Below are 16,439 nucleotides of genomic sequence, written 5' to 3'. Positions count from 1 at the left end.
CGCGATGATCGAACCTGCTTCTTGCAGTCGCCTGATGCTTGCCTGCCTGGCAGGGACTGCGGCTCTTTGCGTCAATTCGACCTCACTTGCCCAGCAGCAGGGGGCAAGTCAGGCAATGCCGCCACCGGCCGTCGTCGTCGAGAAGGTCGAGGTACAGCAGGTAAGCAATCCCGCGCGGTTCACGGCCCGTATCGAGGCGATCGATGCGGTGGACATCCGGGCGCGCGTCACCGGCTTTTTGCGTGCCGTGACATTCACCGATGGCCAGGTCGTCAAGGCGGGAGACACACTGTTCGAGATCGAGCCGGATCAACTCGAGGCCTCGGTCGCTTCGGCGCGGGCGCAACTGGCGCGCGCTGAGGCGACGCGGAAATCGGCAGAAAGGACCCTTGCGCGCAATCGGGACCTGTTCGCTCGGAACACGGTATCGCGGGCCGTGCTGGATGATGCCCAGGCCGCCTTCGATGTCGCGGCCGCGGACGCGCTGGTGGCCGAGGCGGCCCTGAACACTGCTGACCTCAACCTGTCCTATACCCGCATCACGGCGCCGATCTCCGGCAGCATCGGTCGTGCGATGTTCACGGTCGGCAACCTTGTCGGACCCGATTCCGGATCGCTGGCGCGAGTCGCAAGTCTCGACCCTATCCGTGTGGCCTTCGCCATGACCGAGGGCCTGCTTGTGACCGCCCGGCAGCAAGAGGCAGGCGGAAGCCTGCTGGATCCGCGTGCATTCAAACTTTCGCTGCGTCTCGCGAACGGGACTGAATACGACGAGGCTGGTCGAATCGAGTTCGTCGAGAACGAGGTCGACCCGCAGACCGGAACAGTCACGGCGCGCGCGGTCTTTCCCAATCCTCATCGCGTGCTGATCCCGGGACAGTTCGTCACCCTCTTGATAGAAGAGAAGGATATACGCAAACTGCCGGTGGTGCCGCAGATGGCGGTGCTGCAGGATCGCGAGGGGCGCTTCGTCTATCTGCTCGGCCAGAACAACACCGTCTCGCAACGCCGCATCGATACGGGCGCGCGCATAAGCAACGGCTGGGCGGTCACCACAGGCCTCAGCGGCGGTGAGCAAGTCGTCGTCCAGGGAATCCAGCGTCTCGCCGATGGCATGACGGTACAGCCGAGCGATGGCCAGCCCTTGGACGACAGCCCATGATCTCCGATCTGTTCATTACCCGGAGCCGGCTGGCGATCGTCATCTCGATCATCATTTCAATCGCCGGCGCGATCAGCATCTTTGCGCTGCCGGTGCAGCAGTATCCCCAGATCACGCCGCCGACCGTGACCGTCTCGGCAACCTATCCAGGCGCCAGCGCCGATGTGATTGCCGATGTCGTCGGCGGCCCGTTGGAAACGGCCATAAATGGCGTCGCCGACATGATGTACATGTCGTCGACAAGTTCCAATGCCGGACAGTATTCGCTTTCGGTGACCTTCGAAGTGGGCACGGATCCGGACATTGCGCAGGTGAACGTGCAGAACCGGGCGCAACTGGCGATTTCCCAGCTCCCGTCCGCCGTAACCCAGCAAGGCGTATCGGTGCGATCACGCTCGCCGGATTTCGTGCTCGGCATCGCCTTCTATTCGCCGGACGGCACGCTCGGTGCGCTCGAGATCACCAATTTCGCTGCGACAACGCTCATCGATGCGCTCTCGCGCGTCTCGGGCGTCGGGGAGGCCGCCGTCGTCGGCGCGTCCGAATACTCGATGCGGGTGTGGCTCAACCCGACACGCATGGATGCGCTCGGCATCACCGCCGACGATGTGGCAACTGCAATCCAGAGCCAAAATATCCAGGCTTCCCTCGGGCAGGCCGGCGCGCCCCCGGCGCAAGAGGGCACAGATTTGCAGTATACCCTGGTCGCTCAAGGGCGGCTCATAAGCTCCGAGGCGTTCGGCGACATCGTCGTGCGTACGGGTGGGGCGGGCGCCGTCGTGCGGCTCAGCGACATCGCCCGCATCGAACTCGGTGCACGCAGCTATTCATCGAGCGCGTACTTCGGCGGGCGCGAAACGGCGATGCTGCAGATTAGCCAGGCACCCGGCGCCAACGCGATCCAGACGGCCAATGCGGTGCTCGCCGAGCTCGAACGCCTTTCGCCGAGATTTCCAGCCGGCCTCGAATACCAAGTCGTCTATGATGCGACGCGCTTTGTCCGGGCAAGCCTGTCGCTGATCGTCGAGATCCTCATCGAGGCTTTCCTCATCGTGCTCTTCATCACCTTCCTGTTCCTGCAGGACTGGCGCGCCATGTTGGTCTCGGCGGTGGCCATCCCGGTCTCGATGCTCGGCGCCATGGCCGTTCTGCTTGCCTTCGGATACTCGATAAATACGATCTCGCTACTCGCCCTGGTGCTGGCGATCGGACTGGTCGTCGATGACGCGATCCTCGTCGTCGAAAACGTCAAACACGTGATGGAAGACGATCCCGGCATCGATACGGCGAGTGCGAGCCGCAAGGCGATGCGGCAGATCACGGGGCCGATCATCTCGACGACGCTGGTGCTGCTCGCCGTCGTGACACCGACCGGGTTCCTCGCGGGCATAAACGGCCAACTCTATCGTCAGTTTGCGGTCACACTATCGGCCGCGCTGGTTCTCTCGTCCATAGTGGCGCTGACGCTCAGTCCGGCGCTCAGCGCAATCCTGCTGAGACGCGGACAGGGCGGTTACCGGCGCGGTCCGCTCGGCTGGTTCACACGGGTGATGAACGCGACACGCGACGGCTACGGCCGCGCAGTCGCCTTCCTGGTGCGCCTTTGGATCATCCCCCTCGCCGCGCTCGCCGCCTGCTTCCTCGGCGCCTTCCTCATGTTTACCGGCCTGCCCTCCACCTTTCTCCCGGACGAGGATCAGGGCGCCCTGTTCCTGGATATCCAGCTTCCTGACGCCGCCTCGCTTGACCGTACCCGGGCGGTCGTAAATGGAGTCGAGCAAGTGCTGTCGGCGACGGCCGGGGTCGAAAACGTCATCTCCGTCGCCGGCTTCAGTATCCTGCAAGGCACCGCCTCCCCCAATGGGGCGATGGTGATCGCGGCCCTTGACCCGTGGGACCAGCGCGAGACGCCGGAACTGCAGCTCTCCGCAATCCTTGCAAACTTGCGGGCGCAATTCTCGACCGTGCCGGGAGCCAATATCGCGGTCTTTGCGCCGCCGGCGATCGCCGGAATCGGCGCCGTCGGCGGCCTCGACCTGCGCCTGCAAGCGCTGCAGGGGCAGCGGCCGGAAGAGATCGCCCAGGTGGCGCGCGCATTCGTCTCGGAGATAAATCAGCAGCCGGAAGTCGGCGGTGCGGCGACGACCTTCAGCGCCGACGTGCCGCAGATTTACGTCGACGTCGACCGCACCCGGGCAGAGGCCCTGGGGGTGAGCGTCGCCGACATCTATTCGACGATCGGCGCGAGCTTCGGCTCTCGCTACGTGAACGATTTCACACTTGAGGGGCGGGTCTTCCAGGTCAATCTCCAGGCTGATGCCGAGCATCGCGCGGATGCGGAGGACATCCTCAATCTCCATGTACGCAACCGCACCGGTGCGATGGTGCCGCTCAGAACAGTGGTGTCGACAACAACCGTTCTCGCGCCCTTCGTCCTCTCCCGTTACAATCTGTCGGTGGCCGCCCAGATCAATGGGCAGGCCGCGCCCGGCGGCAGTTCGGGCACAGCCATGGACGCGATCGAACGTGTGGCGGTACAGGAGCTGCCGGCGGGCTACGGGTTCGAGTGGTCCGGCCTGTCGTTTCAGGAACGGCGTAGCAGCGGACAGGAACCGCTCATCTTCGGGTTGGCCTTTCTGTTCGCTTACCTGCTCCTGGTCGCGCAATACGAAAGCTGGACGCTGCCCATCGCCGTCATCCTGTCTCTCGGCGCCGCCCTGTTCGGCGCGACCGGAGCACTCATGCTTTTAGGGCTGCAGAACAGCCTCTACGCGCAAATCGCCATCGTGCTCTTGATCGGGCTCGCGTCGAAGAACGCCATCTTGATCGTCGAATTCGCCAAGGAACGCCTCGAGGACGGGCAATCTATCGCCGAGGCCGCACGGCTCGGCGCCGAGCAGCGCTTCCGCGCTGTGATGATGACCGCGGTTTCCTTCATCTTCGGCATCGTGCCCCTCGCGGTGTCGACGGGCGCGGGAGCGGGTGCCGGTCGGGCGGTGGGCGTCACCATCCTGGGCGGCATGGTGGGGGCAACGACGATCGGCCTCTTCATCATCCCGACCTTGTTTGCCGTGATCGAGCGTGTGGCGGAATGGGTTTCCACGCGAACGAAGCCGGCGACGGAGCCGCCCGTGACCTAGGCTTGGAGGCGGCACCACACGGGACGGCAGGCGGGCGCCCGCGCCCAATGGAAGATTTGGAACCAACAGAGGGAGAAAGACATGACGACCTACGAATCCGGAACGTCCACGACTCTCAACGCGCCGCCTACCTGGCTTCGTGTCCTGCTCGGGATCGTCCTCCTTCTCGGAGGCATATTCGTGCTGGGTGACGTGGCTGTGGCTACGCTCGTCAGCACGCTGCTCATCGGCTTTACGGCGATCGCCGTCGGCGCATTCGAGATTGTTCACGCCTTCTGGACGAAGGGCTGGGGCGGCTTCCTGTGGCAGCTCCTGCTCGGGGTTCTCTACGTCGTCTTCGGCTGGATGGTGGTAAGCCAACCCATCTCGGGTGCCCTGATCCTGACCTTCACCCTCGGGCTGGTGTTCCTGGCTTCGGGCGTCGTGCGGGCCATTGTCGCAGTCAGGCATTGGAGCGGTGGCGGCTGGCTGATGCTCATCTCAGGAATATTCGGCATTCTGGCTGGGTTGGCCATCATCTCGGGCTGGCCGGCGACCGGCATCTGGGTGCTCGGGCTTCTGTTGGGGATCGACCTCATTTTCCACGGGCTCGCATGGCTGATCCAGGCGTGGTCACCTTCGACGCAATCAGCGTAACGGGGACACGCAAACGTCGCCTGCAGCGCGGCTTATCTCGCCATAAACGTGATGATTCCGGCGTTGGCGATATCGATGAAGAATGCCGATACCAATGGCAGAACGATGAAGGCGATCGGCGCGGCACCATGGGTCTTGGTCACCGCGGCCATGTTGGCAATGGCGGTCGGGGTCGCGCCGAGCGCGATGCCAGAAAAGCCTGCTGAAATCACCGCCGCGTTGTAACTGCGCCCCATTGCCGGGAAAACGACGAACAGGATGTAGGCGACCGCGATGACGGTCTGCAGTGCCAATACCACGATAATCGATAGTCCGAGGCCTTGCAGCGTCCAGAGTTGCAGGCTCATGAGCGACATCACGAGAAAGATGTTCAACGAAAGATCGGAAATCAGCGAAAGTGGTCGGGTCCTCGTTGGCCAGGGCAGCCGCGGCGCGGCCACGGGCACTGTGTTGGTCAACAGGATTGCGAGAAACATGCAAACGACGAAGAGCGGAAGCTTGATGCCCAGCTCGACGACCAGCTCGTGCAGCAGGTAGCCGCCGATGACCGCTATGTTCATCACAAGCAGCGTTTGCAGCACTGACTGGTAGCTCACTTCGTCCGCGTGGCGATCAGACTGCTCGTTGGAAACTCCGACGATCAGTTCCTCATCCATTTTCCCGTGCAGGCCGTTGCGCAAGATGAGGCGACGCGCAATCGGTCCGCCCAGAATGCTCGCGATCACGAGTCCCAGCGTCGCGCTGGCGATGCCGACTTCCATGGCATTCGTCAGGCCGAAGCGGGTGGAAATCGTCGGCGCCCAGGCAATGGCCGTGCCGTGACCGCCGATAAGCGAGGCCGGCCCGAGCAGGATCGAGAAGCCGGCGGGCAGATCAAGCACTGCTGCGCCGCCCGCGGCTACAACGCTCTGAATAATGAGAAAGACGAGTGTCAGCGCCAGAAGCACGAGGAACGGCCGCCCACCGGCAATCAGGTCGGAAAGCCGCGCGTTCAAGCCCACGCCGGTGAAAAAGTACAATAGCAGTAGATCGCGCGCGCCCAGTGCAAAGCGTATTTCCGTGTCGAAGAATGCGTACAGCAGCAATGTCAGAAATGCGGAAATCAGACCTCCGGTCACAGCCTCCGGAATGTTCCAGCGCGAAAGTGCCGTGACCGACCTGTTGAGCCCGCTGCCGACGAAGAAAACCAGGAGCGATAAGGTAAATGTCAGGAACGCGGGAACCTGCAATGCCGACATATTCTTTCCCCGTGTGATCGCACTTCAGGCCCGCCCCTCATGCACTCTCCGGCAAGGGGCGTGATGCACCCCTCCGGCCGTCAGTTTGCGCTCACCCGGAACGCCATATTTGAAGGAACTTCTCATTTGCCGGGAAATCTTCGGCCCGTGCTCCGCTCGCCACGCGTTGGACATCACCAAAGGCACGATCTCCATGCCCCGAGAAACCGTGCGACTTAACAATACCTTTGTTTTTCAATTTTGTAAGCGAAGGCGAAACGGCTTCGATCGTCAGTCCGAGGCAGCTGGCCGAGGACCGCTCCGGAAAGCGCTACGGCCCGGATCTCGAATGCGCTTGCCTTCAGGGCCAGCGCCTGAAAACCCGAGAAATCTTCGCGCAAACAGTCGGTTAGAAAAATGGCGGACAGAGAGACCGCCGTACTACTGTCGCCAGGCGTTTCTCGGCATCTCCCAAATCCCATACTTCCCAGGCGTTTGCGCTCCATATCCTCTTACATTGTCGCATGGCGTCGCCTATAGTCGTACCAACAAGGTGCAAGAAAAGGTGCAAGCGAAATGGCGCGTCCTCTACACAAGTTGACCCCGAACGGGGTCAAGTACGAAACCCGCCCCGGACGCCACTCGGACGGCGGCGGGCTCTACCTGCAGGTCGCTCCGACCGGCAGCCGCAGTTGGATTTACATGTTCAAGATCGGCAACAAGAGAACCGCCGTAGGCTTGGGAGGCTATCCCACCCTCTCGCTTGCCGACGCCCGCGCCAAGGCGGAGGTCTGCCGCAAGTGGCTGGCGCACGGTCTCAATCCATTGACCGAGAGCCGTAAGGAGGCAGCGCCCCCTTTTCGCGTCGCCGTCGAACGCTTCCTTGACGCTGAACGGCTCAGCACATGGAAGAACTCCAAACACCGCGATCAATGGTCGATGACGCTTGGCGAGAGCTATTGCAAGTCGATCCTCGACAAGCCGGTGGACGAGATCGGCACCGCCGAAGTGCTCGCAGTTCTGAAACCCGTCTGGTCGAGCAAAAGCGAGACCGCCTCAAGACTTCGCGGCAGGATCGAGCGGGTGCTCGCCTTCGCCGAGGCGCAGGGCTGGCGCGAGGGCAAGAACCCGGCGCAATGGCGGGGCAACCTCGATGCCATCCTGCCGCCGCGCCAGAAGCTGACACGCGGCCATCATAAGGCACTGGCCTATGCGGATGTGCCAGCCTTCATGGCAAGCTTAAGGGATCGCATCGGCGTGGCGGCACGGGCGATGGAGTTTTTGGTTTTAACCGCCGCCCGCTCCGGCGAGGTCGTCGGTGCCAGATGGGACGAGATCGATCTTAAGAACCGGGTTTGGACGGTGCCCGCAAGCCGCATGAAGGCGGGCCGGGAACATCGCGTGCCGCTGTCGCCGAGGGCGGTGCAAATCCTCGAAGCGATGGCGGAGGTCCGGCGGGCTGACCATCCCTACGTTTTCCCCGGCCAAAAGGCGAAGCGTCCGGTCAGCGCCGCCAGCATGGAAATGTTGTTGCGACGCTTGAAGGCGAAGACTTCCACGACCTGCCACGGGTTCAGGTCGAGCTTTCGCGATTGGTGCGGAGACGCCACCCCCTTCCCGCGTGAGGTCGCCGAGGCTGCGCTGGCGCATGCGGTCGGCGACGCCACCGAGCGAGCCTACCGCCGCTCTGACGCGCTCGAAAAGCGCCGTGAGCTAATGACGCTGTGGGCCGATCACATCGGCGGCGAGGACAAGGGCGGCAAGGTGATAGCGCTTGCCGCGAAGCGCGGGTGAACGGCACAATGGCAACGTTGAGGGATAGGACGGCCATCCGACAAGCCGGTCTGCACCACCGGTTTCCCTTACGCTCCCGAATGTGCATGCGGCGCAGGCACATGGACGGCGCTATCGGCAAACTGGACGCCATCCTCAAGGCTGTCCAACTGGCCTATCGCCAGCGGATTTTTCCGATCCCCGCCGGGCTCGTGCCGTCTCTACAGGAGATCGCCGTCAAGCCGGTAGAGGAGCGGCAAGCGCTCAAGGAGCGCCGCCTCGAACTTCGCCGGGAGATCGATCTGGCGGTGGTCGGCTACCGGACCCGCGATGACCTCGACCGCCTGCCGTGGGCAGAGATTGCCAAACATGGCAGGGCCATCGAACGCCATGCGCAAGCCTTCCGCAAGCTGATCGACAAGGACGATACAGCCGGGAAATGGTGGGCGCGGGAGCTTTCCGGGCTTGCCGTTGCTCTCGAATGGGTAGAGGCCATGGTCTCCCATCACCTCGACAGCCCGGAGGTCGAACGGGACAGCGATCAATCGGCGCGCGCATGGTTCGTGGAGCGGCTGGCGCATGTCTTCGGCAAGTATTTCGAGGGGCGGGAAGAGCCTTTTGCTGTACGGGACATGAAGATATCGCGGGACGATCAAGGGTTTTACGGGCCGTTCGTCGCCTTTGTACTGGCCGTCTCCAAGGAAGCGAAGATCAAGAAGATCAGACCGGCGACGATCTACCGGATCGTTCAAGGCAAATAGGTAAGAAGTAGCTAGGCTAGAATTCGCATGTGCCGGAGAGTGCCGAAAAAACCGTTCACCGGCTCATGAGACAGCCGGAGAAAACGTGTGTAATTGGTTTGGTCGTTCCCCAGTTTCTCCATTGGAGACGACCATGCCCGAGCACGTTAAACCGACCATCGATCAATTCAGCTACACGCCGACGCAAGCGGCTCTGGTGCTTGGAAGGCACCGCAGTTCGATCTATCGCATGATCAAGGAAGGCAAGCTCAAGACCCGCGAGACCATTCTCGGGCGGGTGATCCTGCGCGACGAAATCCTACGCTTCCTTGGTCTGGAGCCGGTTCCGGGAGGCAGCGTTGCCATGCAAATGCTGAGCGATGCCGAGAGCCGCGCCGCCAAGGCCGAGCGCGAGCTTGCCGATCTTCGCACCGCAATTAGGAATGCATAACGAAACCCCGCCGGGCTCTGAAAGCGCGACGGGGCGAGGGGAGAATTCGTCTTAAGCATAAGCAGTTGAACGGCTCGACGGTACTTCCCGAGCATCTTTCGCGCAAGGCCCGGCCTCCAGATGACGAGGTCACACCGCCATGTCGATTTCCCGCAAGCTCAAGCCGCTCACCAAGTGCCGCTACTGCGGCGTCACGCTCGACCGCAAGGGGCAGCGGTTCTGCTCGGAAAGCTGCCGCAGCAAGGCCCGCAGGGTGCTGAGCAGCCGCAAGCGCCAAGCCATTGATTTTATTGGAGGCAGAGTCTTGCCCGGAACCCCGTCCGGTGTCCTGTGCCATCCGGGGTGTCGACCCCCATCGCAAGTCCTTGAAAACATTGAGTCCAGCGACCGGGCTTTTGACGGTCGAGACCCCTTTTCCGTGCTTGTCGCGATCAAGGTCAACGAAGTCACCCAAAAGGTGACCGATGGCAGGCTGGAACGCGTGCCCGGATCGCACGGGCAATGGCCCGGCTACCAGACGCAACGGCCTCTCGCGTGGCTCTCGAACATCGGATGGCCCGCAGGCCGTGACGCTTGGACTGCTTCGTGCGGCAAGCAATCGTTCGGACCCGCGCCGTTCGAGGAGGCAAGGGCAGCGGCGTTCGCCTTCGCGATGGGTGATCCGTCATGGCGCACCGACACGATCCTCGACCCGGTGCGCTGGCTCAACGCCGTTCAAGCCGGATTGCTCGATGCGACCGGCCTCCCGGAGAGGAGGTGAGCCGTGGAACATTACAAACGCGGCAGCCTCCCCACGGGCCGCAGGCCGAAGTACCGCCGGGCCTTTTCCCTGCCGTTCGGCTTCAAGGCAACCTTTTCGTTCGACGGCAACGCCTTCCATGCCGAATGGCACCCGGACCTGCCGTTCGACCATATCCGCAAACCGAAAGCCACGAGACGGATGCTCGCCGCCTACCGGCGGGCGCGCGACGATTTCATGCTGGACGTGGCGACGATGCTCAGAATCCGGGTCACCGTCATCGAATGGGACGAGATCGACGACGGGCTTGCGTTCACCACGACCGAGCCGGGGACGCTGCAATGACCGTCCCGCTCGACTTCGCAACGCTCGAATCGCTGATCGGCTATCATGTCAGGGCCGATGTCGCCTGCCCGCAATGCGGGCCGGACCGGCATACGCTCAGGAACAGGAAACGCCACGTGCTGCGCCTGTGGCGGTACGAATGGCAGGATAGGCAAGGCGACCTGCATCGAGGCATTTCGTTCAAGTGCGCCCGCTGCGACATCACCGGCAGCGTCGAGCGCGATGGCGAGGTCGAACCCGTCTCCGAGGAAGAGCGCGCCACCATGGAACGGCGCGATGCGGAGAGAAGGCGGCGCTACGACGAAGAGCGGCGACCGATGCAGGCGTTCGTCGCGAGGCTCTGGCGCGAGAGCGAGGACAGCAAAGGGACTTGGGCCGAAGCCTATCTCAACGGGCGCGGCATTCAGCTCCCGGCCGAGGACTACCTGCGCCGCCGGACGCTGCGCTTCCATCCGCGCTGCTCATTCCCCAAGGACGACCCTTTGAAGCGCGCTCCCGCTCCGGCGCTTCTTGCAGCCTTCGAGCCGATCATTCCCGCCGATCCCTTCCTCGATCCGCCGGTTCAGGCGGTTAGCCGCATTTGGGGACGCGGCGACGGCAACAAGGCGATGTGGGGAGCTGTCGGCGGTAAGGCGGTGAAGCTCACCCCGCACGAGCGCGTCCTTTCCCGCCTGTCGATCTGCGAAGGGGTCGAGACCGGCTTGAAGCTCCTTGAGCGCGGCATGCCGATATGGGCACTCGGGAGCGCCGTGGCGCTTGAGGCCTTCCCGGTGATCGAGCGCGTCCGCGAACTGACGATCTATGCCGATCATGACCGATCCGGAACCGGCCGTGACGCCGCCAGGCGCTGCGCCGGGCGCTGGCGCGAGGCTGGCAAGACCATCCGGATTTTCATGCGACCCGAGGAGGGACAGGACTATGGCGAAGCGTGAACCCCCGCCCGAACCCGACCGCACGACAAGAGACCCGGTAACGGGCGAATGGCGGGACGATTATCAACCGAAGCCGAAGCCGAAGCGGGATTACGACAGCAACACCCGCTACGGGCCACGGCCGGACACGGATCACAACGCCGATCAAAGCGATGAACCTCCGCCAGAACCCGATCGCAACAGCGAAGATCATCCTCATACGGGCGAACAGCGCTTCGATTACCAGGGCCGATCGAAGCCAAATGGCCAGGCGGAACCGGATGATCAGGAACCTTGGCCCGATCCGCAATCGATCCTGACGCCGCTGCCGCCGGTCAAGAGGTTCGACGCGGGGATGCTGCCGGAGGCGCTTGCCGCCTATGTCTTCGATATCGCCGAACGTCAGCAATGCCCGGTCGATTTCGTCGCGGTGGCGGCGCTCGTGGGGCTGTCGGGGCTCGCTGGCAATCGCATCCGGATCGCTCCGAAACAGCACGACGATTGGGAGGTCGTGCCGAACCTTTGGGGGGCTCTGATCGGCCGACCGGGATCGATGAAGACACCGGCCATCAAGGCGGCTCTCGCTCCGCTCTATGCCATCGAAAAACAGCTCCGGGAGGAATGGACCGAGGCGCGGCACGCCGCCGATATCGACGCGGAACTCACCAAGCTCAAGCGCAAGGATGCCGGAAAGCGGGCCAGCAAAGCCTATGGCAAGGGCGACAAGGCGGCAGCACGGGACATCCTCTCCGAAGTGGAAGACGATGACGACAGCGGCTCTCCCTGCCCGCGTCTGATCGTCAACGACGCCACGGTCGAGAAGCTCGGCGAACTGCTCAACGAGAACCCGCGTGGGCTCATCTTGGTCCGCGATGAACTGCATGGCTGGATCGCCCGCATGGAGAACGAGCGCTACCAAGAGGACCGGAGCTTCTATCTCGAAGCTTGGACCGGCGATACGTCCTTCGTCTACGACCGCATCGGCCGGGGCACCATCCCGATCGAGCACGCAACGCTTTCGATCATCGGCGGCATTCAGCCGAGTCGGATTGCGGCGCTTGTCCACGCCGCCGTCACCGGGGCTAGGGATGACGGCATGATCCAGCGACTACAGCTCGCGGTCTGGCCCGATCGTCGCTCAGTTTGGAAGTGGGTGGATCGGCATCCGAACGCCGACAATCGCAAGACCTATGCCCAAGTCTTCGAGCGTATCCATGCGCTTTCCGCCGCCCAGACCGTGCCATTGGTACTGCGCTTCTCGCTCGATGCTCAGGACTTGTATCAGGCTTGGATGGAGATGATCCACCATCAGGACATCGACGGCGGCGAACTGTCTCCGGTGATGGAAAGCCACCTGCTCAAGATGCCGCAGACCGTCGCCAGTCTGGCGCTGATCTTCGAGCTTGCCGAGACCATGCCGGACAAGCTGTTCGAGGTCGGCATCCCGGCACTCGAACGGGCTCTCGACTGGGCCGGCTATCTCAGGAACCACGCTGACCGCCTCTATGCCTCCGGGCGCTCACTGGTCGAGGACGGAGCGCGGCTGATCATCGAGCGACGGCGGCAATTGCCGGAGACGTTTTCGCTCCGCGACATTCACCAAAAGCAATGGGCCGGATTGACCGACCGCGAGGTGGTCGAGGAAGCGACCGAGCATCTGATCGAGGCCTGCTACTGCCGCCGGATCGTTACGCCGGAGAGTAGTTCCGGCGGTCGGCCAAGCAACAAATTCGTCTGGAACCCGAAACTCGAAAAAAATTAAAAACACGTAAAGCAAGGCCTTTCAAAACCTTCAAAACCCTTATCACCGGTAGAGCACAATGAGCGCACACTTCATGGGATATGTTTTGATGGTTTTGAGGGGTGTCGCCTTAAGCATTTACGATTTTTTCCGTCGCACGCGACCGAATGGAAAAGCGAGGGAAGAACGGTCAAGGCCAGGGAGGGCAGCAAGCGGCAGCAACCGGAGTTGTCAGCCGGGCACGAGCGTTCCCTTCGGCGAGGGGGCGGCAACGTCGATGTCGGACCATTGCCCGAAATTATCTTCTATCTCGGCGATCAACGGCGCACGCACTTTGCGATTTCTGCAAGTGTTCCCAGGGCGATTGCGAAAGCAATCCCGTAAATGCTCTTGTCGATAAGCTGGCCGGTTGTTGCCGAACCCGGCGCGTATCGCGCCAATGCATCCGCGCCAAGATTGCCGTTGATGATGGCAAAGCCGACGACAAGGCGGCAAACGCCAAGGGCGAATACCAAGACCGCCAGAATGTAGGCAGCATGAGCAAAGAATAGTGCGCCGCCATTGCGCGGCTGTTTGGATGAGGTGGTAGCATCCATAGGCGTTAACTCCTGATTTGGCGATTTGCGGCGGGGTCTCGTTCGCCGACGAAACCCCGCCTTTTCCGTTTTGCGCAGCACCAACGGAAACGGAACCGTTAGGACGCCTTGCGCGGGCGAAAATAGGCGTAGCAGGCAGCAATGTCGGCGGGCGTCGCTTCGGCCTTGTAACCATTCTGCCCGGTTCTGGCGTTGACGATCAGAACCCAAAGCGGCGGCAGGCCATTGGCGCGGCAATAGGGTGCAACTTCCTTCGTTAGAAAATGCCCGACGCCTTGCGCGATCATGCCGCCTATGATGTCGGCGAATTCGCCGTAAGTGATTGTTGTGCTATGCGTGCCGACATATTCCAAAAGCGCAATAGCGCGGGGCAGGCGATTGTCTTCCATTGCTTTCATGCTTCATCACTCCTGTTGTTAATAGGCGGAATAGACCCGCATCCGGGCCATGTTCATGCTGTTGACGGTGTTCCAGTAGGCTTGCTGTGAAGCCATGCGGCGTTGTGCGCTGGCTTGCGCCTGCTGTGCCCGTATGCTGCCTTGCGCAACGCGGCAATTGACATAGGCGTCGCTGCCGGGCCGTGCGCCGTAGCTCTGACATTCAGCGTCATCGCGGGCGGCGCGTTCGGTGGCTGTCATGCAGCCGGAAAGTCCAGCCGCGATCAATGTGAAAAGGATCAACGTTTTCATGGGTTATGCCTGCGTTGTCGAGATTTCAGATTTTGGCAGTAAAGCGGAAGAGGCGAACGAGATAGCCAAGGAACATCGCGGCAACTATCAGTCCAACAATAGGAGCAATAACAAACAATCCGGCTATGATACCCCAAAACTCGATTTGTTCGTGCCACCAACGGCGCTTTTCTTCTGCGCGGCGATCTTCCACTTCCTGAAGGCACTTGATCAAAGTGCTATTCCGTACTTCTTCGGAAATATTTGATGTTACCATTGCGCCGACGGGATTTGCTGCGACGGCGTCATGTCCAAATTTGCTTCGGATGCATTCGACCTCCCAAGGCTCTAATCTGTAAAAAATGCGTTGCTTCAAATCGCGCGCTGCTTCCGCTTCGACTTTCTTGATGCATTCGGTATCGGTAGCACGGCAGATAAGTTTGTCATTTTCGCCGAAACCCGACGTCTGTGCTTGTGCTGTAATGGTGATGAGCGCGGCAATCGCCGCGATGATGATGCTCTTCATTTGCTGTCACTCAGTTAGTAGATGCGTTCATTCGCAAGCGACGCCATCGCCATCGCGATCCAGTTTCGAGGAATAGCCGGGGCTACCGGCATAGAGCGCGGCGGCACCGGCTGCGCGGGCCTCCTTGCAGTTCCGGTAGGTCATGTCGCTATCGGCGGCGGCGGCGGCGGCTTGCTGCGGCTGCGCTGCCTTGAATACCTCCGTGCTGGCATCGACGCCGCACCAGATGGAGACGCGCTCGGCCTTGGCCATGGCACCGGGCCGGTATCTGAGCGCCCTGCCTTCCATCATTAATTGCTCGCCGACATTGACGCCGCCTGCGTAGACGTGCGCCAGCGTCCTGCCATAGCGGTCGGTGCCGGTCGCCTCGTAGGTGACGTCTCCGGCGTCGAGCAATTGCCGTAGCCGCTCCTTCGTTTCGTAGCCGAGTTTGCGTTCCAGTTCGCAGCGCGGCTTGTAGGTTTCGGGCGCATCGATCTCGACGATGCGGATGGTCTTTCCGCCGAGCTTGATGGTATCGCCATCGACGAGATTGACGTTCGCGGCATGCGCAGGGACGGTCACGGCAGCGATTGCTGCCGCGAGAAGCATTTTCTTCATTTTGGGATTTGCCGTGGTTTAGGGGTTAACGTCGCAGGAGAATTGCTTTTCTACTTCCTGATAGCAGGTCGATTTGCCGGTTTTCTTGTCGGTCACCTGCAGATTGTCGACCATGAAATACGAGCGCTTGTCGTCTTCCCACGTCCAGTATTGCGCAGCCATGTTGAGATCGACCTTCGGCCCGTCGCCCATCTGTATGCGGTCGCCATCGTAGACGTTGACCGGCGGGAAGCCGATGAATTTGAGCACCGTATCCGGCTCCTCGGCTCCCTTCTTGTCCAGGGGCGAGGAGCACGAACGCTTGGTTTCGTTGGCGGGCACGATGATCGCCGTGCCATCCTCGGTAATGAGATCGATGACAGGATTGGCAATCAGCTTGGCGCATTCTTCCGCCGACAGACGATCAATCTGGAATTCAATCCCTTGATATTTGGCGGTAAAGGTGAATGAAGCGTCCTTCGCCGCCGCCTGTCCGGCAAATGCCGCGAAGAATGCGCTGATGATTGCGGCCCTTTTCATTGAGCCACCTTCGGTGTTGTGCACGTGCCTTTGTAAAGTTTGCCGTCAATCTCGACGGATGCTCCGTGTGTCCAGAAAATATGCTCGCGGCCCTTGATCTCAGCGATGGCGAATTGGCTTCCAACGTTCAGCCGCCATAAGCCATCAATGCCTGCGACCTCGACCATATGAATGACTGCGGATGGTCGTGTGAACGTCATTTTCGGCTGTCCTTTGAATTGGCATGAATATGTCCAATCCTCGGGATTTTCCGTTGCTGTATCGAGGTAAGTCTGGCCCGTTGTCGGTGTTGATATCGCATTGATCTTTGCCAGTGCTTCAAGCTCTGTTTTGATGCAATAAGCAATCATCGAATAGTCATCGGCCTCGCCACGCGTCCATTTGGCAATGCATTTTTGTTTGACGTTTGCAATGATGGGATCGGTTGCCGCAGCCTTGGCCGGAATGGTAGCGGCTGCGATGGCGTATGCCGTTGCGATAAGGATTTTCATAATTTCGATGTTCTTCCTGTTGCGTTGTTGTCGTCGGGAATGGTGCGGCGTTTCTTCGCCTCGACGCTAAACCCGAGCGCTTGTGACCACAGATAAGCCGCTTCGTTTGCATCGGCCTCGCTGTCGAAGGTCGGCAAGGATCGCCAGCCATCACCTTCAAGCGCTCGAACATTCGATCCGCTTG

The 16,439-nt window shown here is 61.4% G+C and carries 19 protein-coding genes; 10 read left to right on the top strand and 9 right to left on the bottom strand.

The window, feature by feature from the left end; genetic code table 11:
* The first annotated feature begins 4 nt into the window (after positions 1-4).
* The 3 genes from RB548_RS19725 (at position 5) to RB548_RS19715 (ending at position 4,938) form a co-directional block, all read left to right on the top strand.
* Positions 5-1,162: an efflux RND transporter periplasmic adaptor subunit gene (locus tag RB548_RS19725; RefSeq protein WP_331372885.1), complete on the top strand. Its 1,158-nt coding sequence runs from the start codon at positions 5-7 to the stop codon at positions 1,160-1,162.
* Entirely contained in the window at positions 1,159-4,302 is a 3,144-nt protein-coding gene (locus tag RB548_RS19720) for an efflux RND transporter permease subunit (protein ID WP_331372884.1), read from the top strand. The genes RB548_RS19725 and RB548_RS19720 overlap by 4 nt, the downstream gene beginning before the upstream one ends.
* Positions 4,303-4,383: 81 nt before the next feature.
* Entirely contained in the window at positions 4,384-4,938 is a 555-nt protein-coding gene (locus tag RB548_RS19715) for an HdeD family acid-resistance protein (RefSeq protein ID WP_331372883.1), read from the top strand.
* Between the two features lie 32 nt (positions 4,939-4,970).
* Here the strand turns inward: RB548_RS19715 and gltS are convergent, their stop codons facing one another.
* The gene (gltS, locus tag RB548_RS19710) at positions 4,971-6,176 is read right to left on the bottom strand and encodes a sodium/glutamate symporter (RefSeq protein ID WP_331372882.1); all 1,206 of its coding nucleotides are present in this window, start codon (positions 6,174-6,176) and stop codon (positions 4,971-4,973) included.
* Positions 6,177-6,731: 555 nt separating this feature from the next.
* Between gltS and RB548_RS19705 the strand changes: the two genes are divergently transcribed.
* The 7 genes from RB548_RS19705 (at position 6,732) to RB548_RS19675 (ending at position 12,876) form a co-directional block, all read left to right on the top strand.
* Entirely contained in the window at positions 6,732-7,949 is a 1,218-nt protein-coding gene (locus tag RB548_RS19705) for a tyrosine-type recombinase/integrase (RefSeq protein ID WP_331372881.1), read from the top strand.
* A 101-nt stretch (positions 7,950-8,050) separates the two neighbouring features.
* Positions 8,051-8,689, top strand: a complete 639-nt coding sequence (locus RB548_RS19700) for a hypothetical protein (RefSeq protein ID WP_331372880.1) — start codon at positions 8,051-8,053, stop codon at positions 8,687-8,689.
* Positions 8,690-8,822: 133 nt separating this feature from the next.
* Positions 8,823-9,119, top strand: coding sequence for a helix-turn-helix domain-containing protein (locus RB548_RS19695; RefSeq protein ID WP_331372879.1), 297 nt, complete (start codon positions 8,823-8,825; stop codon positions 9,117-9,119).
* Positions 9,120-9,258: 139 nt separating this feature from the next.
* Positions 9,259-9,879: a hypothetical protein gene (locus tag RB548_RS19690; protein WP_331372878.1), complete on the top strand. Its 621-nt coding sequence runs from the start codon at positions 9,259-9,261 to the stop codon at positions 9,877-9,879.
* Positions 9,880-9,882: 3 nt separating this feature from the next.
* Positions 9,883-10,203 carry a hypothetical protein gene (locus RB548_RS19685; RefSeq protein ID WP_331372877.1) on the top strand — a complete coding sequence of 107 codons (321 nt, stop codon included), beginning with the start codon at positions 9,883-9,885 and terminating at the stop codon, positions 10,201-10,203.
* The gene (locus RB548_RS19680; protein WP_331372876.1) at positions 10,200-11,135 is read left to right on the top strand and encodes a DUF7146 domain-containing protein; all 936 of its coding nucleotides are present in this window, start codon (positions 10,200-10,202) and stop codon (positions 11,133-11,135) included. Before RB548_RS19685 ends, RB548_RS19680 begins: the two co-directional genes overlap by 4 nt.
* Entirely contained in the window at positions 11,122-12,876 is a 1,755-nt protein-coding gene (locus RB548_RS19675; RefSeq protein WP_331372875.1) for a YfjI family protein, read from the top strand. The genes RB548_RS19680 and RB548_RS19675 overlap by 14 nt, the downstream gene beginning before the upstream one ends.
* 296 nt (positions 12,877-13,172) lie before the next feature.
* Here the strand turns inward: RB548_RS19675 and RB548_RS19670 are convergent, their stop codons facing one another.
* Genes RB548_RS19670 through RB548_RS19635 form a run of 8 tightly spaced genes read right to left on the bottom strand, consistent with a single transcriptional unit; the run spans position 13,173 to position 16,392 of the window.
* On the bottom strand, positions 13,173-13,535 hold the full coding sequence (locus RB548_RS19670; RefSeq protein ID WP_331372874.1) for a hypothetical protein: 363 nt from the start codon (positions 13,533-13,535) through the stop codon (positions 13,173-13,175).
* A gap of 14 nt (positions 13,536-13,549) precedes the next feature.
* Positions 13,550-13,849 carry a hypothetical protein gene (locus RB548_RS19665; protein ID WP_331372873.1) on the bottom strand — a complete coding sequence of 100 codons (300 nt, stop codon included), beginning with the start codon at positions 13,847-13,849 and terminating at the stop codon, positions 13,550-13,552.
* 18 nt (positions 13,850-13,867) lie between these two features.
* Positions 13,868-14,140 (bottom strand): hypothetical protein, encoded by a 273-nt coding sequence (locus RB548_RS19660; RefSeq protein ID WP_331372872.1) that lies wholly within the window; start codon positions 14,138-14,140, stop codon positions 13,868-13,870.
* Positions 14,141-14,165: 25 nt separating this feature from the next.
* Positions 14,166-14,645, bottom strand: coding sequence for a hypothetical protein (locus tag RB548_RS19655; RefSeq protein WP_331372871.1), 480 nt, complete (start codon positions 14,643-14,645; stop codon positions 14,166-14,168).
* 27 nt (positions 14,646-14,672) lie between these two features.
* Positions 14,673-15,245, bottom strand: coding sequence for a thermonuclease family protein (locus RB548_RS19650; protein WP_331372870.1), 573 nt, complete (start codon positions 15,243-15,245; stop codon positions 14,673-14,675).
* An 18-nt stretch (positions 15,246-15,263) separates the two neighbouring features.
* Positions 15,264-15,764: a hypothetical protein gene (locus RB548_RS19645; protein ID WP_331372869.1), complete on the bottom strand. Its 501-nt coding sequence runs from the start codon at positions 15,762-15,764 to the stop codon at positions 15,264-15,266.
* Positions 15,761-16,255 carry a hypothetical protein gene (locus RB548_RS19640; protein ID WP_331372868.1) on the bottom strand — a complete coding sequence of 165 codons (495 nt, stop codon included), beginning with the start codon at positions 16,253-16,255 and terminating at the stop codon, positions 15,761-15,763. The genes RB548_RS19645 and RB548_RS19640 overlap by 4 nt, the downstream gene beginning before the upstream one ends.
* Positions 16,252-16,392 (bottom strand): hypothetical protein, encoded by a 141-nt coding sequence (locus RB548_RS19635; RefSeq protein ID WP_331372867.1) that lies wholly within the window; start codon positions 16,390-16,392, stop codon positions 16,252-16,254. The genes RB548_RS19640 and RB548_RS19635 overlap by 4 nt, the downstream gene beginning before the upstream one ends.
* Positions 16,393-16,439 lie beyond the last annotated feature (47 nt).

The organism is Sinorhizobium chiapasense, assembly GCF_036488675.1.
Taxonomy (GTDB): domain Bacteria; phylum Pseudomonadota; class Alphaproteobacteria; order Rhizobiales; family Rhizobiaceae; genus Sinorhizobium; species Sinorhizobium chiapasense.
This window is presented reverse-complemented; position numbering and strand designations above follow the sequence as displayed.